Here is a 19,733-nt window from a genome sequence, read left to right on the forward strand (position 1 = left end):
CGGACAGGACCTCCCTCTTCCAAGCCCTCGGGTAAATCCTTGATTTTGCTGCGACTCCAACTTGCGGGGTTCACATCAGAACAAGGTCTTGGATTAGGCGCCGTTTGCAGCCCGATGGGGCCTGACGGCGATGAATATGGCCAGGGCGGCGGCCTGGATGGTGGTCAGGGTGACGGCGAGGGCGAAGACGGACTGCTCGTCGAGGACCCCGATGAGTACGCTTCCGGCCAGCCAGGCAATGCCGTAGCAGGCGGTGAAGATGCCGTAGGCGCTGCCTCGCCTTCCTGCCGGGGCCAGCTCGGCGACGGCGGCCCGCATGGTGCTTTCCTGAACGCCCATTGCGGCTCCCCAGAGCAGCACTCCCATGACTGCCAGCGGCGTGCTGTTGCTGAAACCGAGCCACGGGACGGCCGCGGCGAGTACCGGAAGAGCAAGGAGTACCTTCAACCCGATCCGGTCATAGAGCCAGCCGGCGGGCGGTATGGCGCTGCTTCCGCGGCGCCGTGGTGTCTTCGATGAGCATTGCGTTGATCGCTGCTTTGAACGGATCGAGACGGGGCAAGGACCGTACCGGAGATTTTCGCTCCGGCGGTAGTGGGGAGTTCAAAGCCTTCCGCACAGTCTTTCTCGCCACGTGGTGCCTGCGCGCAAGTTCCCGGATCGACGCGCCCTCGATTCTGGCGTCCCTGCGGATACTCGCGAACAACTACATCCCGGCCCTCCTGCACCTGACCCCGATATTGATGGAATCAACGCTCAACAGGTGGGTACCATTCAAGCCGTCATCAGGTCCGGTATCTCGCTTAGGTGGGTACCGTTCGGGCCGTCCTGGTGGGCTCCGATCAGACTGACATATTCACTGGGCCGCTACAGCGAATCACCGCAAAGCACGGATCCCGCGGCCGGTGAAACCTGCCTCGGCACCGCTTCGGCGCCGGCTGCTGCTGCTTTCCAACCCGACGTGCGCATGCTGCTTCTTCCCATCTACTATGGGGAATAGTATTATAGTGATGGCAACTGCAGCGCGAGAGAGAGTGAGATCGGGATGATGGGCTACGGCGACGGAATGATGGGCGGCTGGAACGGGAATTCCATGATGGGCGGCTGGTCCCTTACATGGAGCATTCTGGCCCTGATGTTGGTGCTGGCCGCCGTGGCGTCCGTGGCGCTGCTGGTCGCCTGGCTCGTCCGGCGGGCGCCCGCCGCGCAGGGAGGGGTCGGGGGCGGAGGGTAGGAGGCCGGTGAGATCCTGCGGCGGCGCTTCGCGGCGGGCGACATTGACGACGAGGAGTTCAGGCGGCGCCTTACCGTGCTGGACGGTCCGTAAGGGGTCGGGCGAGGTTCGGCGGGACGCAAGCACTCGACGACTGCAGCCCGCATGGACTACTATGTAACGTAGTAGAACGTCTTTATCAATCACTGACTCGAGGAGCACAACAATGGAACAAATCTTCTACGGCCTGGCAGTTTTGGCTTGCCCCCTGGGCATGGGCGCGATGATGTGGCTGATGATGCGTTCGGGCAAAAAAACGTCAGGAGATGCCGCCCCTACTGAAGCGTCCGCGGCCGAACTCGCCCAGCTGCGAGCAGATCTTGACAGGCTGCGCGCGGGCCAGAGCCTCGCTCATGAAAGCGGCGCTGCCGACAAGGGACCCCGATGACGGGAACCGTCATCGCCCTCATGGTGTTGCTGCTCTCTCTTGGAGCAACTTACTTCTTCTGCGTCCGGCCCATGCGCAAGGGCAGCTGCGCTATGGGCCAGACGGTCTCCGGTAGCGGCACGGCGTGCCAGGACCCCGCGGCCGCAGAGGAAGCTGCGCGCCTTAAAGCCGAGATCACCGCCCTGCGCACGCAGTCGGCAATGCCGGAAACCAAGTAGCCCGGCCAGCCACCGCCCCCCTAACCGCAAGGAAACTCCATGTCCGGTTCTAAGCCGCGGAGCTGTTTTGGCTTGGCCTCTGCCGCTCTGTGCCCCGCGACTGGTCCTTTCCCGCCCGTTGACCCTGACAGGCCCGCGGGGCTCGCCGTCGGCAAGGGCCTGCGGTGACGGCCGCCCGCTCGGCGGGTCCATCCAGGCGCCGGCTGGCAGGACAGCGGCTGACCCCTGCAGCCTCGGCGCTGCTGGTCCTGATCGCGCTGGCCCTCTCTTTTGTGTGTGCCACAAACTTTCCTCCGTCCGGCACCGACTTCTCCGCGGTGCCGGGCTCTGCGGCGGCACCTCTTCCCGCCGTGCAATCAGCAGCGGCGACACCGGCTCCGGACGAATCATGCACCGCCCCGGGAAGCGAGAAGGCTGCCGCACCCGCTCCGATTGCACCGTGCGCCAGTGACATTCCTGTCCCCGCCAGCGCACGGGACCAGGCCCAGCCGGCCCAGTTGGCCCAGCTGGCTGACGCGACGCCGATCTCCCGCGCAATGGCCGCTCCGCACGCGCTTCCCGGGGCGACACGGGTTATCCGGACACGCCCCCCAAGCACACCGTCTCTGACGCAGCTTTCGATCAGCCGGACATAGAGCCCCCATCCAGATCCGTCCGCCGTGGCTTTGCTGCCCGCAGATGGTCCCGCTGCCCTGGCCGCCGCGTTCATTCCGGCCTGCCCCGGCAGTCGTCAGTTCCCAACTGATCTCGCAATTGCCCCTCTGCGGCAACCCGCCAACCCTTCCGGGACCCTAACAGCGAAAAATTCCCGGCCCATCATTTTAAAGGACACGTTTTCACCATGACCAAGAAACAGCACAGGCCGGTAAAAAAGAGGCCGTACGAGGCCACCACGAACCATCCCCGCGGGGCACCCCGTCCCGTTCCCGGCCATCCCGGGGGAATCGACATCGTCGCAGCCGTAGCCGCCAGGCAGAGCGCGCCCGCCGGGGCACGGGGACGGACGGACGAACCCGCCGACGCACCACGCAGCCCCCATCCCTTCCCGAAAACTGCGCCACGCCCTGCCCTGCGCATGGCGGCCGCGTCCGCGACGGCTTCGACGGTCGCGCCTGTGCCGGCTCCGCCCGCAGACTCAGTCCCGGCTCCCACCGCAGACAAGGATCACCGCGGATTCTTCGACAGCCTGGACCCGCAGGGGCTGGCGGGGACGTACTGGATCGACACCGACACGTGGGAGGGCCCAGAAATCGTGTCGGTGCGGTTCTCCGGCACCAGGGCCGCCAGCGAACCCGGAGCACCTCCCGAACAATTCGAGACGTACGAAGACGTGGATTCCATCATGCCCGGAACCGGTCGGATCGCGGTCACATCGCGGGTGACCGGCATCCGCGCGGGCACCTGGAACCTCACATTGTCACCTGTTCCCCGGGCCGAGCGCGCAGCATCACCCGCCGCGCGCACAGCGCTGCCAGGGACGGCGCCGGCATCCTCGACAGTTCAGACCCGGTTTGCCGCCCTCGCCCAAGGACCAGGCGTCAATCTCGCCTCGTGGCCGCTGTTGGTGGGTTCGGGTGCCATCCTGGCCGTAGTGCTCCAGGCCATTTTCCTGACACTGCAGGGCATTGACCCTGTTGGAGCGCTCTGGCTGACAGTACTTGCGAATACCGTGGGAGGAGTGGGCGCGCGGCTCTGGTGGCTGGCGCTGAAACGCCAGCCGCTGGGTAATTTTCTTCAGGCAGGTGCCTGCATCCAGGGCTTTCTGGCCGGCGCACTGGCCACCGTCATTGTCGGTTCGCTGATCTTTGGCCTGCCCGTGGGGCGAATCCTCGATGCAACGGCGGCCGGACTCTTCTTCGGAATGGCACTGGGACGGCCCGGCTGTTTCTTCACAGGCTGTTGCGCCGGACGCCCCACCGCCTCACGGTGGGGACTATGGTCCTCCGACAGGCGGCTGGGCCGCCGCAGGCACCCTGTCCAGCTGTACGAGGCATTCCTGGCACTGCTGATCGGACTCGGGTCGCTGCCCTTCATGCTGGCGGGGCCGCCGAACATTCCAGGACTGGTCTTCATCACAACCGTGACCGCCTACACCCTCGGCCGGCAACTGCTGTTCCCGCTACGCGAGGACTCCAGGACCCTGTGGGGACGGACACTGACGATCGCGGTGTGCATCCTCGTCCTGGGTGCCGTCATCCTGCTGGCAGCCACATCCTGATCAGCGGTCACCGTACCCGCCGCTTGAGGAGCGGGTACGGTGCCGGGGGCGCACCCGACCATCCGCAGCCCGGGCGTTATGCAGCCGTCGAAATGCCGTCCACCGGGCAGGGGGGCATGGTCCCTGCGGCGGCTGCCGGGACAATGGCGAAGAACATAGGCAGGGCCAGGATGGCGCCCGTTGCCATCGTTGCCACAACAGTGCGTCCCGTGCCCAGAGGACGGGCCGGGGCGACGAGGCGCCGGACACGGCTCATGGCAGCCTCGCTGCCGGCGCCCAGGGCCGCCGCGGGGGTCGTGCTGCGCTCGGCCAGGCGGACGAGGGCCGTGGCCACGGTCAGGCGGTCACTGCTTTCCGCGGCGTCGTCGTCGGCCAGCATCTCCACCAGACGTCCGAGCGCAGCGCGGGCCTCGCGGAACGCGGGAACTCCGGGGAAGGCGTGCAGCAGGGCATCGGCCGCTGCGAGTATCAGGTGATGGCGTCCGCTCAGGTGGGCGCGTTCGTGGGCAAGCACCGCGTCGAGCTGATTCGGGTCCAGGGCCGAGAGGGCTGCACTGGTCAGAACGATCTGGCTGTTCCGCCCGGGAAGGCAGTAGGCGGCAGGGGCGGTGTGCTCGATGACCAGCGCGTCCAGGTTCTCGTGCGGGCTGGCGATCATGGCCAGTGCCTCCAGCTGCCGCCTTCTGCTCCGGGCAGCATTCGTCAGGCCCCTGGCAAGACTGTAACCAACCCGGGCCAGTACGGCGCCGGCGGCGACGAGGCCGGTTGTGCTGACAATGGCACCGCCCGGGGTGGAATACTGCTCCAGGAGGGCCATCGCGCAGGCGCGGACGAGCTGTGCCAGGTCTGTCGTCCAGGGAATCACGGGAACAGCCAGGGCCAGCCCAGCGAGCACGACCGTAGACAGCAGGGAGATGCTCAGGGCCTGCCACGCGGCAATGCCGATCCGCGGGGCGCGCTCCAGCCAGCTGCTTCGCTTCAGCAGCATCGGGCCAAACACGGCAAGCACCACGGCGAGAAGGGTCAGGACGACCGGGGCAATCATTGTGCGCTTCCGTCCGGGGCGTGTCCACCCAGTGCCTGGCGCAGGCGGGCTGCTTCTTCGGGGGGTATTTGCTCCAGGAAATGGAGCAGGGTCACCTCCCGGTCAGCACTGCCGGCCAGGACCTCGCTCATGAAGGCAGCCGTGTGCTGTTCGCGGGTCTGCGCGGGACGGTACATATAGGCCCGCCCGTCCTTCTGCCGTGTGAGCACACCCTTACGGTGCAGGTTGTCCATGACGGTCATGACCGTCGTATAGGCCAGGACCCTGTCGCGCTGGAGGTCTTCAAGGACCTCCCGCACGGCAACAGGATGATCCCAGGACCACACCCGGTCCATGACCAACTTTTCGAGTTCTCCGAGCTGACGCACCACGGGACGAGCCTTTCTTAGTCCGGCCAGGGCGGCCGCACTGAACTATCCTCCATAGTATCCCAGAGGGACACCGGCGCGGTTTCTTAGCGGACAGTGGGGCTCAGCCCTGGATGCCGGCCGGGCTCCGGAGTCTGCAGGCCCTGAAGGTGTGACTTCAGGACCCGCCTGCAGGTGGGGGTAACCGGCGCTCTCCAGCATCAGTTGCTTGCCCCAAGCGCCGGCCACCACCGCTGACTGAAGGCCCGGGAAAGGGCTCGGCAGCCCGCTGCCGCCTGCTTGGCCAATACGTCTTGGCCAGTACGTCGATCTGCTCCTTTCCGCAGGTCCGGGCAGTAGATGAGCCAGACGGCGCCGTGTTCCGAGGGAGTGCACCACTGGCCAAGGGCTGACCGGCCGGGTGCAGGTCCCGCAACTGAGCCATCAAGGTGCAGGTTCCCCGCCGATCGGCGGTGTCTGCGGGTAGGGCGGCCCGCTGGCGGAGAGGTTTCGGCCAGCCCGCCAAAGCTTTGGACGCCCATTGATTGGCCGGGACGCTCCAGTAGTGGTCTGGACTATTCCTGCACCGCGGCCGCCAGGGCAAGGATGAAAACGGCCGCGGTTCCGTAGATCCCAGCGCCCTCCGCAATTCCTGCCGCTGCTGTTTGGGCCGCATTTCCGCCACGAGGGCTTGCCGTTCTCTGAGCCCTGTAGGCGGGCCAGTCACATGCCGGGGCCTCCTTCTGGCTGCTCCTCTGCTCCTCCGGCCAGATGCGGCTTATTGAACGGGGGGCGGGGGGTGCGTGAGGTGGCGGCGGAGTTTCTTTTCCGATAACCGTCCGTAGCTGAACAGTTTCCCGTTAATCAGGATGCCGGGCGCGAAGACGACGCCGGTCCGGCCGGCGAGTTCACGTCCCTCTTCGGTCTCCAGGCTGACCTCGCGGATCTCCAGGGAGTAGTCCTGGCGCAGCCCGGAGAGGACCTCCTTGGCCTGCACGCAGGAGGCGCACGAGGCCTTGGTGAGGATGGTGATGTCTGTCGTTTGCGGATCGGTCACTTGGTTGTCTTTCCATTGAGAAGGTCGGACAGGAGCTTGTTGACCGGAACGTACATGGTGTAGTCGGGGGCTCCGCCGTAGTCCGCCCGCCACTGAATGGTTCCGTCCGCCCCGACCAGGATGAAGCTGTGTCCGTCGCGGGAATCGCCCATCATGCCGTACTTATTGGCCTCGTACGTGCGGGAGATGTCCAGTCGGGTGTCGGCCAGGGCGATGGCGGAGAGCTTGTCATCGTCCATTTTCTGGGCGATGAGGTTGACCGGTCCGCTGGTGATGGTCAGGAGCTGGTCGATCCCGGCTGCTTTCAGCTCCGGCCGGGCCGCGTCCAGGTCGCGGATCTGGTCCCAGCACGGCTGGCAGCCCAGACCCTCATGGAAGTACAGCAGCACTGTCTTGCCGCGGTAGTCGCTCAGGTTCACGGTGCTGCCGGAGGTTGAGGGCAGCGAGAAGCCCGGGGCCTGGGCGCCCGGTCCTGGGTTGCCGATCGCGTAGCCCGCAGCGGAAGACTGCGCCGGCCCCCCTGTGGTGGCGGTCGGCTGGTTGGTCGTGATGAGAAGAATGCCGGCGGCCAGGACCGCCACGATGCCGGCGGCAATACCGCCCCAGAGCAGGCCCCGACGCTTCGGCCGGCTTTTTGGGTTGTTGGCGGGGCGCCGGTCGGTTTTGGTCGATGCCATTAGCTGGTCTCCTTTATGGGTGCGGGGTGGTCCCCTTCAGGGGACGATGTCTGTGTTGACGTTCCAGGGCCGTCGTTGCTGTCCGGCTCAGAGGGGCAGGCGGTGCAGGATCCCGCCGGGACGGCGCCGCCGGCCGTGGGGGCGGTTGAGGGCTTCCTGCGCCGGACGGCCTTCCAGACCAGAACGCCAAAGACCGTAAATACTGCGGCGGCTGAGAGCCAGCCGGGCACGAACGCAAGGAACTCTTCGATGTTGGACGCTGCGTGGTTGAGGGCGGCGGTGACTTCCACCTGCCACCCGTCCGGAGCCATTCCCGGGCCCTGGATGGCGATGATGACCGTGATCAGGCCCATGGCGATCATCAGGGCGCCTGAGAGCAGTGTTACCAGCGGCACACGCCTTGCCGCGCCGGGCCACAGCGGGACGGTCCGGGCCGAGAGCAGCCGGCTCGCACCCCAGTTCTTTTTGTCCCACACCAGGGCCAGGACACACAGCGGGGCCACCATGCCGAACACGTAGGCGACACCGACAGCCATCGCAGCCGGGAAGGAAGAAGCGGCGCCGGACAGTGCGGCCACGCCGGCCAGGACCGGTGCGCAGCAGGCACTGGCCGCGCCGGAGAAGACACCCAGCCCGTAAACCGATCCGATGCCTGTGCCGCCGCCGCGCCCGGAGGGCATCGGCAGCATCATCTTCCAGCCAGCCAGGGTGGCGGCTCCGACGGCCATCATCGCCAAGCCCACAGTGCTGAAGATCCAGATGTGGTAGCCGAACAGCACCCGGCTGATGGCCGCCGCACCCAAAGCGATGGGCAGGATGATTGTTCCGACGCCCGCCGCAAAAACGAGAGTCATGGCCAGTATCCGGCTGCGGCGCCGGAAGCTGGAGGCGAAGAACGCGGGAAGCATCACCGAGACGCAGCACGGCGCCATCAGCGCCACAATGCCGCCGAGGAACGACGCGAGGATGGTTGTGGAGAGCAGAACCTGCTCCATGGACCAGCTCCAATCGGAATAGTCGGGTCGCCACTGAAGTACTATTGAACATAGTAGCAATTACTATTGAGTATAGTAGTACACGATGTTTCGATATGCCTCCGGGCAGGACGGTAGGGTCCGTCCCCGAACGACTGACAGGGAAAAGAAGGCCATGCCACACGACGCGGGGCGCAAGCGCGCCCGCCGGGAGACAGTACTCCTGGCCCTCCTGCTGGGACTGGCGGCGACGGTGATTCCGGCAGCGCCGGCATCGGCGCACACCTATCTGCAGAGCAGCGACCCGGCCCCGGACACGCAACTGCCCGCCGCCCCGACCCGGGTGAGTCTGGTCTTCGCTGAGGGCATTCAGGCCCAGTTCACGAAGGTGACCCTGGCTGTCGGGTCGGGCGCGCCGGCCACCTTGGCAACGGAAATCACCGAGCAAAACGTCGTTGTCCCGGTCCCTGCCAGCATCGCCGGCCGTCAGCCCGAAGGCAGCACCGAGCCGTGGAAGATTACCTACCGGACGGTGGCCGCCGACGGTCACCCGGTGGAGGGGGCCCTGACCTTCGCTGTTACTGCATCCGCTCCGTCAGCACCCGCGGCGCCGCAAGCCGTTACACAACCCACCGAACCCGGGAAATCGTCCGCGGCCGGGGCCGGCGCCCCCGCGCAGCAGGCGGTGCCGGACGCCCCGGAACCGTTCCCATGGCCGACTGTGGGTCTGCTCTCCGCGGTGACGCTGGCCGTGGCCGGCGTGTTCTGGCTGTTCGCCCTCCGGGCGCAGAGGTCCGGACGCCAGTGAGCCGTTTTGCCCGCGCCGCATTTGCCGGTGCCCTGGTCCTGCTTGTTCCCATCACGGCCCTCTTTGTCCTGAATCTGGTCGGCGCCATGGAAGCGCCCTCGCCCGGCCTTCCGGACCCCGGGGATCTGACCCGGTGGGCACTGCCGGCATCCCGTGCCCTTCATGATGTGGCGGCGACCGTGACGATCGGCTTTCTTGCCCTCGCGGCCACCGTGCTGCCGCAGGACCCGGACCGGCCCGGCAGTCTCGGCCCGTCTGCTTCGCGGGCCATGTTCTACGCCGCCATCGCGGGCAGCGTGTGGACTCTCACCGGCACAGCGGCGCTGACCTTCTCCTACGCCGATATGGCCGGCACCGACCCGTTCGGCCCGGGAGCCTCCCTCGATGCAGTCACGTCCTTCATCTTCGACCTGGCACTCGGCCGCTCGCTGGCTGTAAATGTCCTGCTGGCAGCGACCGCAACCACCGGAGCGTGGCTGGCAACCCGCACCACGACGGCCGGCGTGTGCACGCTGCTGGCCCTGGGCGCGCTGTTCCCGCTGACGGTGACCGCCCATGGGGCCTCCAACCACGAGGACGCCGTCAACCTGCTGGCCCTTCACCTGATCGGCGCGACGATCTGGGTCGGCGGCCTGGCCGCCATGTACGTCCTGCGCCAACAGATGGGCCGCGACCTCGTAGTCTCGGTCCGCCGCTACTCCCGGCTGGCCGGATGGTGCTTCCTCCTGGTGCTGCTCTCGGGCCTCTGGAGTGCGGTGCTGCGGCTGAATGGCGCCGACCTTCTGGGCAGCGCGTACGGGGTGCTCCTGGTGCTCAAGTCTGCGGCCCTGGTCCTGCTCGGCTTCGCCGGCTGGTTGCACCGGGCACGCACCATCCGGGCCCTGGAAAGCAATCCGCACCGCATGGCGAGCTTCGTCCGCCTTGCCGGCGCCGAGCTGGCCCTGATGGCCGTCACGGTGGGTCTGGCGGTCGCCTTGGGCCGCACTTCACCGTTTGCGACCAGCCCCGTGCAGAGCACCGCCGAGTCCTTTCTCGGCTCCGAACTGCCGCCATGGCTGGGCGCGGCCGAGTGGTTGACCCAGTGGCATGCGGACGTCGTCTGGGCACCTGTGACCGTGCTGCTGGTCGCCGGATACCTGACCGCAGTCGCCCGGTGGAACCGCAGCACCGGGCCGTGGCCGCGCACCCGCACGTTCTTCTGGCTGCTGGGCTGCGTATTCCTGGCATGGGCCACCAGCGGCGCACCGGCCGTCTACGGCCGGCTACTGCCGGGTATGCACGTGCTCGGAGAAATGATCGTCGGCCTGACAGTCCCCGTGCTGCTCCTCCTGGGCCGTCCCGGGATCCTCGCCGGCACCACACTCCCCCGGCGCACGGACGGAAGCCGCGGCCTGCGGGAATGGGCTGCCGTGTTTCTGAAATCCCGCGCGATGCTCTGGATCGGCCGGCCGATGCCGGCCCTGGCCCTGTACGCCGTCTTTGTGGCCGGATACTGGTTCACCCCCGTGCTGCAGCTGTCCCTGAGCAACAACCCCTTCAGACTCGCAGCCATGACCTCGGCCCTGGGCGCCGGACTGAATCTGGCCGCTGCCCTGCTCAAGTCACGCGACCGCGCGACGGGCACCGCCGGCAGCGCCGTCATGTGGGTCCTGGCGGCGGCCGCGACCGTACACGCCGGAGCGGGAGTGGCGGTGATGGCCGGCGGCATGCACGGCGATGAATGGTATGCCTACATCCAGTCATTGTGGAACTACTCCGCTACAGCGCAGCAAGGCACCGCGGGTGAGGTGCTATGGGGGTCAGCCCTGGTGCCGCTGCTCGCGCTCGGCGTGGCTGTCCTGCAGCCTGCCGTTACGTCCCGCAATCCACTACCAACACCACCGGAAAACGCTGATCGGCCTGCCAAAGAAGCGATCGGGCCCCAGAGGCGCGGCTGATCCCGCCTCTGCGGAGGGAAGGTCAGCGCTGCCGGGCTTCATCGGCACAATACTTCTGCATCGCCCGGTCACGTAGTAGCCGGTCATTGGTCCCCCATCATCCGTCGATGACAGTTCGGAGCCATGTGAACCAATGACCGCTCCGCGTTCGTTTTAGTGGCAGGAGGTGAAGTGCTGATTCACCGGAAAGAGCGGCTGCTGTCGCTTAACCAGAGCGTCGCCGGGCAGCAGCGCCCAGGCGACATGCGAAGAGGCCGACGAGGTCCACAGCAGGGAATAGCCTGCCGGGACCATGCTTGATGGACGGCCGCGCCAATCATTTGTGGAAGCAGCCCTGCAGTCCGGCGGGGGCCCGTACTGACGCGCTGCAAGTTACCGAGAAAGGTTTTCACGGCATGAATATGAACGAGGCAGATACGTACCGGCATTGGGCTGCCGTCTATGTCCTGGGCTCCCTCACTCCCGGGGAGCGGCGCGAATATGAGACGCATCTGGCCGAATGCGCACAGTGCTCAGCCGACGTGGCAGAATTCGCCGGATTGCCTAAGCTGCTGGACACCTTGGCGCCGGAGGAGGCACAAGCCATCGGGCGGCGCAGCGCACAGAGTGATTTGTTTGGCAGGCTCGCGGCGAAGTTCCCGAGGGAGACTCGTCTGCTCCTTGCCGGTCTTGTGATGGGCCTTCGCGCGGCGAACTGTGGCAGCGACGCCAATGCCCGTTCAGGTAGGCGCTAGCCGGTTGAATTTTCGGACTGCGTTTCCTCCCGGCCGGGACGTGCCAGGAGGCCGGCAGCCGCGGGATGCGCGCCTGCCGGCCACAGGCTGGGGCGGCGGACCCCAGGAGTTTGGGATCGAGTCATTGCCCTGCACCGTGCGGGGGATCAGAGCGTGGGTGCACCAGGATGTTTGCTGGCACTCCTATCGGTGGAACCGCCTGAGGAGGAGGGAGTTGCCGACGACAAGGACGGAGCTCAGCGCCATGGCGGCGCCGGCGATGATCGGGTTCAGCAGGCCCAGGGCTGCGATGGGGATGCCGATGGTGTTGTAGAAGAACGCCCAGAACAGGTTGGCTTTGATGGTCGACAGCGTCTTCCGGGAAAGTTCGATGGCGGTGGCGACTTGGGCGAGCTCACTGCCCATGACGGTCAGGTCGGCGGCCTCGATGGCCACGTCCGTCCCTGATCCCATCGCGATTCCCAGATCCGCCTGGGCCAGGGCGGCGGCGTCGTTGACGCCGTCGCCGACCATGGCGACAGTGGCGCCGGAGTTCTGTAGTTTCCTGACCGCGTCCACCTTGCCCTCGGGGAGCACGTCAGCGAAGACGTCTCCCGGGGCGATCCCCACTTGGGCCGCCACGGCGGCCGCGACGGCCGCGTTGTCTCCGGTGAGCAGGATCGGCCGCAATCCCAAGGTCTTGAGTTTGGCGATCGCGGCCGCCGACCCTTCCTTAACTGAGTCCTGCAGGCTGATGATGCACTCTACCCTGCCATCCACGGCGACCCAGATGGCAGTGGCGCCGGAGGCCTGCTCCTCATGGAGCCTTTTTGTCTCCGCAACGCTGGGAAAAACGCCGTTCTCTTCCAGCCAGCCGGTCTTGCCGGCGATCACGAGGGACCCGTTAACAGTTCCGCGGACGCCGCCGCCGGCGGCGTTCCGGAAGCCCGAGACCGCGGCGAGCGGGGTGTGGCTCTTGGCGGCGTCGGCGATGGCGCGGGCAACGGGGTGTTCGCTGGCTGCTTCGACCGAGCCGGCCAGGTGCAGTTCCTTGTCCTGGCCCATCTCTCCGAGGCTGATGATCCTGCTGACGGCGAGTTTGCCGGTGGTAACGGTGCCTGTCTTGTCAAGCAAGACGGTGTTCACGGTGCGGGTGTCCTCAAGGACCTGAGGGCCCTTGATGAGGATGCCCAGCTGCGCCGCCCGGCCGGTGCCAGTGAGCAAAGCTGTCGGCGTGGCCAGCCCCAGGGCGCAGGGGCAGGCGATGACGAGGACAGCCACAGCCGCCAGGAGTCCGCCCTGCACGTCCTGGCCCACGACTGCCCAGAGGGTGAAGGTCAGGGCGGCTATTCCCAGGACGATGGGAACGAAGACGGCGCTGATGCGGTCAGCCAGGCGGGCGATCGGGGCCTTGCCGCCCTGGGCCTCGCTGACCAGCCGGCCCATCTGGGCCAGTGTGGTCTCGCTGCCTATCCTCGTGGCGCGCACGAGCAGCCGGCCGTCAGTGTTGATTGTCGCTCCCGTGACAGTGTCGCCGGGAACCACTTCGACGGGAAGTGATTCACCGGTGATCAGGGAGGTGTCGACGGCACCGTGACCGTCGGTGACAACGCCGTCCGTTGCGATCTTTTCCCCGGGCCGGACAAGGAACACGTCTCCGCGGACGAGATCTTCAACGGGGATGCGGATTTCTTCACCGTCACGGATCACGGTGACGTCCTTGGCTCCCAGATCCAGCAAGGCCCGGAGCGCGTCGCCTGCTTTTCGTTTGGCGTTGGCCTCCAGGTGGCGGCCCAGCAGCAGGAAGGTGATGACCACAGCGGTGACTTCGTAGTACAGCGGAACGTGGCCGCCGTGGGCCGGGTCTTCCGTCAGCGTCGGGTTGGTGAACAGCAGGTAGGTGGAGACCATGAACGCGGCGCTGACACCGATGGACACCAGAGTGTCCATCGTCGAGGCAAAATGGCGGGCGTTGATGACCGCTGCACGGTGGAACGGCCACGCCGACCACGCCCAGACAGGCAGCGTCAGCGCCCCGGCGACCCACCCCCAGTTCGGGAACTGCAAAGGCGGAACCATGGCGATCAGCACGACCGGGACGGTCAGGGCCGCGGCAACCACCAGCCGGAGGAGCAACAGCAAGTCCGGCTTGCTGCGGCGGCGCGGCCCTCCGGGGGCGGTCGGACGGTCCAGCTCCGCCGGGACACCGGCAGACGGTACCGCGCTTCCGTACGTCTTCGCGCGCGCCGCGTAGCCGACCGATTTCACGGCGTCCAAGATCTGCTGATCGCTGATCCCCTCCGGCACGGACACATGCGCTGACTCCAGCGGCAGGTTCACCGATGCCTTGACGCCCTCAAGCTTGCCGAGTCTGCGCTCCACCCGGCCCACGCAGGAGGCACAGGTCATGCCGTCTATGTCGAGCTCGATGATCCGTGTCCGGGGCTGGTGAAGGAGTTCTTCGGTTCTCATGATCGATCCTCTGTTGAAAGGTGGTCCTAGGCGTCGCCGGAGACGACGGAGTACCCAGCCGCGGCCACGGCTTCTGCAAGCCGTGCCGGGGGAAGTCTGCTTCCGGAGGTGACGGCGGCCCGGGAGATCCCGCCTTTGTTCAGTTCGACGGTGACGCTGGTGACGTCCTCCAGCGCTTCAAGCTCTTCCGTGACAGAAGCCACACAGTGGCCGCAGGTCATTCCGGGGATGTTGAGGGTGGTTGTGACGGGGGACATGGAATGCTCCTCGGAGGGCGGTGGTGGTGGGTAGCTCGACGTCAGCGCAGCAGCCGTGCAATGGCGCCGGAGGCTTCGCGGACTTTGAGGTCGATTTGGTCGTTTCTTGTGGCTGTGTCAGCCTCTGCGGCGGCGCTGGCCACGCAGTGCGCGAGGTGTTCCTCCATGAGGCCGATGCTGACGGCGTGCAGGGCCTTCGTCACCGCCGAAACCTGCGTGAGGATGTCGATGCAGTACTTATCCTCTTCGACCATGCGGGCAATGCCGCGCACCTGGCCCTCGATGCGTTTGAGCCGGAGCAGGTAAGCGGCCTTGTGGGGCGAGTATCCCCATGCGGCCTGTCCTGGCCCCGCAGCGGGGTCTGCGGAATGCCGGTCACTCATTGTTTTCCCTTCGGAACGGATGACTAGACCCAGAATATACCCCTAGGGGGTATTGGTCAAGTACCCCCTAGGGGTATCTAGCAGCGGTTCGCAGGTGGGGTTACGTGCTCGGAGTCGCCATCCCGAACGCCTCCTACGGGCATCCAGCGCACTTTCCGTATCTCGGTGATCCACGCCCCGCCTGCCTCGTATGGGCGTGCAGGCACCATTACGGATGACTGATCCTGAACCCGAGGAGCCGACATCCGCCCTCAGGGGGGAGGGACGGATGCCGGACATGTATTACTATATAGCCTAGTAGAAGTGTTGTGTCTCGCCCGGCCGAATGGACGCCGGCGGGCATCGGCGGTGCAGGCCGGATGCCCAGGGGCCGAGTTCGTGAACGTGAGGGTGCAGCAAGCAAATGATGAGTCCTTCCCCAAGAGATACGCCGAAGCAAACAGCCCGCCCAGGTGTCAGGACCGGGGGGCCAAAGACACACCGGGTGCTTGGAGCAGCCGTCGCAGCGCTCGTTTTGGGCCTGTCACTCAGCTCCTGCGCCGCAGCCAACGGCTCGTTGGCTCAGCAGGCCGAGGCGGGAGATAACAAGAACTACGTGGCCGGCGACGGGTCAGTGACCGAGTATTCGGCCGCACTCCGAGGGGCGCCCATTGAGTTGGATGTGCCGATGATGGACGGAACTCAGCTGACCTCCGCGGACCTCCGCGGCAAGGTGGCCGTGCTCAACTTCTGGTACGCCGCCTGTGCGCCGTGCCGCCTCGAGGCCCCCACTCTGGAATCCCTGCATCAGGAGTTCACCTCGAAGGGCGTCGTCTTCAATGGCGTCAACATCCGCGACGAGGCTCCGACAGGGGAGGCGTTCGAGCGGTCCTTTGGCATCAGCTATCCGAGCGTGCTGGACAAGTCCGGCACGGTGCTGCTGGCCATGAGCCAGTACGTTCCGCCGCAGGCCGTGCCCACGACGCTGGTGATTGACAAGCAGGGGCGCGTGGCCGCCAGGATCCTGGGAGTGGCCGAAAAGAGCACCCTGAAGGCCCTTCTCACCGACGCCATCGCTGAGCCGGCGTGAGAAATCGCTTACCCGCGTGAGCTGAGCGAATGCGCCGGCGGAGTCTGCCGGTGGTGGGGTCCGCGGGCAAGACATGCGATGCGTGGCATTCGCAGGATCGCCGGTTGCGCCGGAGTGCCGGTAGATTGCGGGCCAGCTTGACCTGGCGGGGCCCGAGTTTTGGTTTCTGACGGCTTTCCGGCCCAGCGCCCGGCGGCGGCAGCCCGTCCCGGGTCCGTTCGGACATCTGGGCGTGTTCGATAGGTAATCTTTTTAGCGGCTAACGAATGTTGATACAAGAAAGGCCTGTGGGTCGGAATCCCAACGATTCCGACCCACAGGCCCCGTGCAACTTTGGTCTAGGGCGTCAAATCACGTATTCATCAGTTGGATCGACGGCATTACGAGTGGTGTCGACGTCCAGCGGTTCGGCGTCGCGGCTGCGTTCGGTCTCTAAGCGAAGGTGCTGGGCCTCGTCCGGGGCGGCGGAGTCGTCCGAGGAAGCGTCCCTTTAGCCTTTCATGAACGACATCAGCAGCCCGACGGCCACAGTGCCACCCAGCAGTGGTACTGCATGCAACGCCCTGGTCATCGTCAGTTGCGTCCAGTGGCGTCGGTGGGGGTCATCGTAAGTTCGTGCATTCGCGCCATGCCGGGGTTGCCCTCGGTCATGAGTTCGTGCATGCGCTCCATGCCGGGGTTGCCCTCGGTCATGAGTTCGTGCATGCGCTCCATGCCCGGGTTGCCCTCTTCGGAAGCCACAACTGGTGGGCGCGGGGTTGCGGCCGCAACCGCCGGTCCTGCTATGACGGCCCCTGCAGCCAGTGCGGCTGCCGTTGCGGCCACCACTACGGAAGTACGTACCAACATCATGAATCCCTTCGATTTACTACCTGACAAATAGCTTAGTTACTAAATGACATAGTAGCTTATTTACTACGTGACATAGTAGCCAGGGTGCGTATGTACTTTTTCAAATGACCCCGGGCGGCCCGCTTCACTACGCCAGGGAGATCCCAAGGGCGGGAGCGGGTTCCTGACCGAGCGGACGGCGGTTTCGTTCTTGCCGTTCAGGCCGGAGCTGAGGACCTGGCCGTTGCCGACGTAGATGCCTACGTGGCCGGGCAGACCTTCAGCCCGTTCACGGACGAAACCAGTTTCCTGCTCGGGGCGTTCATTTTTGAAGACGTCGGCGTCACCGCCTATAAGGGTGCTGCCCCGTTCATCGACAACAAGACCTATCTCGAGGCGGCCGCCGGGATCCTTGCCGTGGAGGCTCACCACGCGGGCATCATTAGAACCACCATGTACGCCCGGGACCTGCAGGCACCTGCAAAGGCCATCTCGAACGCCCGCGACAGCCTGGACGGCACATCGGACCTCGATCAGGGCATCGGAACCGCCCAGGTAGCCAACCTCGTGCCGGCCGACGCCAACGCTCTCGCGTTCAGCCGTACCCCCGCGCAGGTCCTGAACATCGCCTACCTGACCCCGGAATCGGTCAAATCCGGCGGGTTCTTCCCCGCCGGCGTCAACGGAAAGCTCACAGGAGCGGCGGCAGCTGAGGCGCATTCATCCTGAGGCGATAAGCCGCCGCGGACCTCAACGGCGGCGGGCAACAGCATGTCGTCAGTCGGGCAGCTGAGCATGGGTCGCTGAGTCCTTTTCGTATGGACGGCGTCGGCTGGGCATATATGATGCGTCCGTCATCTGTCTCGGCTCGACGATCGGCCCAGAGCATGATCCCGGTCTTCACCCTGCCCGGGCCAGGGCCAGGTCTGCTGGGCGGGCCTGATCGTTGCGGCCCTGATCGCAGCCCTCCCGCCCCTTCCATGGTGCTCGACGTCCTTATGTTCGCAACAGTGAGCCCTGGAACAGTCAACCTCAGCTCCGGCCTCCGAACGCGTCAGCCTGCCGGGTGAAGGCGTGCCGCCCGGGCACCTCCTGTGCCCGGGCAGCCCCACCCGGCAGCGGGTGAAGGCGGTTCGGATGTGTTGAGGCTACTTCGCCAGGAACTGGATAAGGGCTTGGTTCCATTCGTCGGGGTGGCTTACGTTGCATCCGTGGGGGGCTCCGGTGATGACGCGCAGTTCGCTGCCGGGAAGGGCGGCGTGGGTGCGCTGACCGGATCCTTCGAAGGGTACGGTGGCGTCGCCGTCTCCGTGGAGCACGAGTGCCGGAACCGTTATTTTGGGCAGGTCCTCTCGGAAGTCGGTGCCGCCGAAGGCGGCCATGCACGCGAGGGCTGCTTTTTTGTCCGCCTGCTTGCACAACGCGACGGCGTCCTGGCGCTGTTGTTCGCTGACTTTGAGTTCTCCGTTGACGGAGAAGAACTCGCGGGTGAATCCGTCGTAGAACTCGTCCTCGTCCTTGGTCAGGTCAGCGGCCATCTTCGCGGCCGCCTCCTTGGTCAGGGGCCCTTCGGGGTTGTCCTCGGTCTGCATCATGTAGGGCGGGACCGCGGAGGCGAAGACCACGCTGCGGAGCCGTTCCGTGCCGTAGCGGCTGAAGTAGCGGGCGACTTCTCCGCCGCCCATGGAGAACCCGACCAGGGTGACGTCGTTCAGGTCAAGCTGCTCCAGCAGGGCGCGCATGTCCTCGGTCAGGGTGTCGTACTTGTAGCCGGACACTGGTTTGTCGCTGCGCCCGAAGCCGCGCCGGTCATAGGTGATGACCCGGTATCCGGCTCCCTGCAGGGCCGGTATCTGGGCCTGGAACGCTTCCCCGGACAGCGGCCACCCGTGAATCATGACCACCGGCCGACCCTGGCCGCCGGTGTCATCCACGTGCAGGTTGGTGTCCTTAAACAATCCGTGATGTGCAGTGATTTCGGTCATGACTCACCCTTCGATGCTTGTATCGTGCCGGATGGGGCCAGCCTACACAGGTAGTAAGCATGCTGTCTTTCAAATCAGAGAACTTCCTTCGGACATCATCGAGCCAATTGGGTTGGTTATTCCGCCAGTCCCGGTCGGGCAGTCCTTCAGGACAGGGGTGACGAATAAGAGTGTGTGGGGTGGTTTCCTGATGGGCGCGCCGTCCGGCGGGTGGAGGACAACATCCCTTTTGAAGGGGATTGTCATGAGAACGATCAACCGTATTCTTGGCCGCGGCGGAGCCGTGTCGTTAGCGGCCATCACCGGCTGCGCAGCCCAGGAAGGGGGCTCTTCCGCCCCGCCGCCCGACGCCAACTCCGCTGCCCCATCAGCTGATGGGTCGACGCAGGCGGCCGAAGGGGTTATCACCATCCGGGATTTCGCGTATGAGGTTCCGGCATCGGTGAAGCCGGGAGCGATGGTGACGGTGACGAACGCGGACAGCGCCCCGCACACGCTAACCGCCAAGGACAAGGGAGGGTTCGACATCGAGGTCCCGGGCGGCGCAACGGTGATCTTCCAGGCACCGGACGCGGCCGGTGAGCACGGGATCATCTGCAGCTTTCATCCGCAGATGACCGGGACGCTGGTCGTGAAATGAACCGAGAAATGAGTCGGTCGGAACTGAAACCGCATTCACGGTTTCTGTGGGTGCTGCGTGTCGGTGTCGCGGCGGGCCTGGTGGTCAGTGCCGTGATCCATGTCCAGCTCGCCCCGGGCTATCAGCAGGCCGCGCCGGGCGGTCTCGGGCAAGGGACCCTGTTTCTGGTCCAGGCCGGAGCCGCTGTCCTGGCCGCGGTGTTTGTGCTGGTCACGGGCTCACGCGCCGCTTTCGCGGCCGCCGCAGCAGTGGGCCTGTCGTCCCTGGTCGCGGTCATCCTGTACAGGTATGTCCAGGTCCCGGCTATTGGGCCGCTGCCGTCGATGTATGAGCCGGTTTGGTACGCGGCCAAGGTTTTATCGGCGGTCGCCGAAGCGGTTGCCGGGGCCCTGGCGGTGGCCGGGTACGCCCTGCTGCACAAGAACCAGTCGGGATCAGGGA

At 65.9% G+C, this 19,733-nt stretch carries 23 protein-coding genes and 1 pseudogene; 12 read left to right on the forward strand and 12 right to left on the reverse strand.

What is annotated here, in order from left to right:
* Positions 1-93 precede the first annotated feature (93 nt).
* Positions 94-447, reverse strand: a complete 354-nt coding sequence (locus ACX80X_RS18180) for an MFS transporter (RefSeq protein ID WP_252602549.1) — start codon at positions 445-447, stop codon at positions 94-96.
* Between the two features lie 19 nt (positions 448-466).
* Positions 467-706 (reverse strand): annotated as a pseudogene (locus ACX80X_RS18185) (IS21 family transposase); the annotation flags it as partial.
* Positions 707-1,045: 339 nt separating this feature from the next.
* Here ACX80X_RS18185 and ACX80X_RS18190 point away from each other — a divergent pair.
* The 5 genes from ACX80X_RS18190 to ACX80X_RS18210 all read left to right on the forward strand — a co-directional run bounded on the left by ACX80X_RS18190 (position 1,046) and on the right by ACX80X_RS18210 (position 4,097).
* A complete protein-coding gene (locus ACX80X_RS18190) occupies positions 1,046-1,234 on the forward strand; it encodes a hypothetical protein (RefSeq protein ID WP_252602552.1) in 189 nt (62 codons plus the stop codon).
* 15 nt (positions 1,235-1,249) lie between these two features.
* Positions 1,250-1,327 (forward strand): SHOCT domain-containing protein, encoded by a 78-nt coding sequence (locus ACX80X_RS18195; RefSeq protein ID WP_374210055.1) that lies wholly within the window; start codon positions 1,250-1,252, stop codon positions 1,325-1,327.
* 112 nt (positions 1,328-1,439) lie between these two features.
* The gene (locus tag ACX80X_RS18200) at positions 1,440-1,661 is read left to right on the forward strand and encodes a hypothetical protein (protein ID WP_252602555.1); all 222 of its coding nucleotides are present in this window, start codon (positions 1,440-1,442) and stop codon (positions 1,659-1,661) included.
* Positions 1,658-1,879 carry a hypothetical protein gene (locus ACX80X_RS18205; protein ID WP_252602558.1) on the forward strand — a complete coding sequence of 74 codons (222 nt, stop codon included), beginning with the start codon at positions 1,658-1,660 and terminating at the stop codon, positions 1,877-1,879. Before ACX80X_RS18200 ends, ACX80X_RS18205 begins: the two co-directional genes overlap by 4 nt.
* Before the next feature lie 841 nt (positions 1,880-2,720).
* Positions 2,721-4,097, forward strand: a complete 1,377-nt coding sequence (locus ACX80X_RS18210; RefSeq protein WP_252602560.1) for a prolipoprotein diacylglyceryl transferase — start codon at positions 2,721-2,723, stop codon at positions 4,095-4,097.
* 76 nt (positions 4,098-4,173) lie between these two features.
* On the opposite strand, the gene ACX80X_RS18215 is transcribed toward ACX80X_RS18210, so the two are convergent.
* The 5 genes from ACX80X_RS18215 to ACX80X_RS18235 all read right to left on the reverse strand — a co-directional run bounded on the left by ACX80X_RS18215 (position 4,174) and on the right by ACX80X_RS18235 (position 8,218).
* A complete protein-coding gene (locus ACX80X_RS18215; protein WP_252602563.1) occupies positions 4,174-5,142 on the reverse strand; it encodes a M56 family metallopeptidase in 969 nt (322 codons plus the stop codon).
* Positions 5,139-5,513: a BlaI/MecI/CopY family transcriptional regulator gene (locus tag ACX80X_RS18220; protein ID WP_252602566.1), complete on the reverse strand. Its 375-nt coding sequence runs from the start codon at positions 5,511-5,513 to the stop codon at positions 5,139-5,141. Before ACX80X_RS18220 ends, ACX80X_RS18215 begins: the two co-directional genes overlap by 4 nt.
* 754 nt (positions 5,514-6,267) lie before the next feature.
* A complete protein-coding gene (locus ACX80X_RS18225) occupies positions 6,268-6,546 on the reverse strand; it encodes a glutaredoxin family protein (protein WP_252602569.1) in 279 nt (92 codons plus the stop codon).
* Positions 6,543-7,223 (reverse strand): peroxiredoxin family protein, encoded by a 681-nt coding sequence (locus tag ACX80X_RS18230; protein WP_252602572.1) that lies wholly within the window; start codon positions 7,221-7,223, stop codon positions 6,543-6,545. The genes ACX80X_RS18225 and ACX80X_RS18230 overlap by 4 nt, the downstream gene beginning before the upstream one ends.
* Positions 7,223-8,218, reverse strand: coding sequence for a cytochrome c biogenesis CcdA family protein (locus ACX80X_RS18235; protein ID WP_252602576.1), 996 nt, complete (start codon positions 8,216-8,218; stop codon positions 7,223-7,225). The genes ACX80X_RS18230 and ACX80X_RS18235 overlap by 1 nt, the downstream gene beginning before the upstream one ends.
* A 154-nt stretch (positions 8,219-8,372) precedes the next feature.
* Here ACX80X_RS18235 and ACX80X_RS18240 point away from each other — a divergent pair, with 154 nt between their 5' ends.
* The 3 genes from ACX80X_RS18240 (at position 8,373) to ACX80X_RS18250 (ending at position 11,676) form a co-directional block, all read left to right on the forward strand.
* Positions 8,373-9,005, forward strand: coding sequence for a copper resistance CopC family protein (locus tag ACX80X_RS18240; protein ID WP_252602579.1), 633 nt, complete (start codon positions 8,373-8,375; stop codon positions 9,003-9,005).
* Positions 9,002-10,942, forward strand: coding sequence for a cytochrome c oxidase assembly protein (locus ACX80X_RS18245; RefSeq protein ID WP_252602582.1), 1,941 nt, complete (start codon positions 9,002-9,004; stop codon positions 10,940-10,942). The genes ACX80X_RS18240 and ACX80X_RS18245 overlap by 4 nt, the downstream gene beginning before the upstream one ends.
* Before the next feature lie 395 nt (positions 10,943-11,337).
* Positions 11,338-11,676, forward strand: coding sequence for a zf-HC2 domain-containing protein (locus tag ACX80X_RS18250; RefSeq protein ID WP_252602585.1), 339 nt, complete (start codon positions 11,338-11,340; stop codon positions 11,674-11,676).
* Positions 11,677-11,859: 183 nt separating this feature from the next.
* Here the strand turns inward: ACX80X_RS18250 and ACX80X_RS18255 are convergent, their stop codons facing one another.
* From ACX80X_RS18255 to ACX80X_RS18265, 3 genes are read right to left on the reverse strand one after another with little or no spacing between them, the layout of a single operon-like run.
* A complete protein-coding gene (locus ACX80X_RS18255) occupies positions 11,860-14,127 on the reverse strand; it encodes a heavy metal translocating P-type ATPase (RefSeq protein ID WP_459312969.1) in 2,268 nt (755 codons plus the stop codon).
* 26 nt (positions 14,128-14,153) lie between these two features.
* Entirely contained in the window at positions 14,154-14,384 is a 231-nt protein-coding gene (locus tag ACX80X_RS18260; RefSeq protein WP_252602591.1) for a heavy-metal-associated domain-containing protein, read from the reverse strand.
* 41 nt (positions 14,385-14,425) lie between these two features.
* Positions 14,426-14,767, reverse strand: coding sequence for a metal-sensitive transcriptional regulator (locus tag ACX80X_RS18265; protein WP_252602594.1), 342 nt, complete (start codon positions 14,765-14,767; stop codon positions 14,426-14,428).
* 406 nt (positions 14,768-15,173) lie between these two features.
* Here ACX80X_RS18265 and ACX80X_RS18270 point away from each other — a divergent pair, with 406 nt between their 5' ends.
* Entirely contained in the window at positions 15,174-15,836 is a 663-nt protein-coding gene (locus ACX80X_RS18270) for a TlpA family protein disulfide reductase (protein WP_459309762.1), read from the forward strand.
* Between the two features lie 573 nt (positions 15,837-16,409).
* On the opposite strand, the gene ACX80X_RS18275 is transcribed toward ACX80X_RS18270, so the two are convergent.
* A complete protein-coding gene (locus ACX80X_RS18275; RefSeq protein WP_459309763.1) occupies positions 16,410-16,688 on the reverse strand; it encodes a hypothetical protein in 279 nt (92 codons plus the stop codon).
* A 243-nt stretch (positions 16,689-16,931) separates the two neighbouring features.
* On the opposite strand from ACX80X_RS18275, the gene ACX80X_RS18280 reads away from it, so the two are divergent.
* Complete coding sequence (locus ACX80X_RS18280) at positions 16,932-17,396, forward strand: ferritin-like domain-containing protein (protein ID WP_459309764.1); 465 nt, start codon at positions 16,932-16,934, stop codon at positions 17,394-17,396.
* A gap of 419 nt (positions 17,397-17,815) precedes the next feature.
* Here the strand turns inward: ACX80X_RS18280 and ACX80X_RS18285 are convergent, their stop codons facing one another.
* A complete protein-coding gene (locus ACX80X_RS18285; protein WP_459312971.1) occupies positions 17,816-18,652 on the reverse strand; it encodes an alpha/beta fold hydrolase in 837 nt (278 codons plus the stop codon).
* Positions 18,653-18,896: 244 nt separating this feature from the next.
* On the opposite strand from ACX80X_RS18285, the gene ACX80X_RS18290 reads away from it, so the two are divergent.
* Together ACX80X_RS18290 and ACX80X_RS18295 are read left to right on the forward strand one after the other, a co-directional pair.
* The gene (locus ACX80X_RS18290; protein ID WP_459310404.1) at positions 18,897-19,292 is read left to right on the forward strand and encodes a cupredoxin domain-containing protein; all 396 of its coding nucleotides are present in this window, start codon (positions 18,897-18,899) and stop codon (positions 19,290-19,292) included.
* 8 nt (positions 19,293-19,300) lie between these two features.
* Positions 19,301-19,733 (forward strand): hypothetical protein (locus ACX80X_RS18295; protein WP_459312973.1); only part of this gene is annotated, 433 nt, incomplete at its 3' end.

The organism is Pseudarthrobacter sp. MDT3-1, assembly GCF_054510755.1.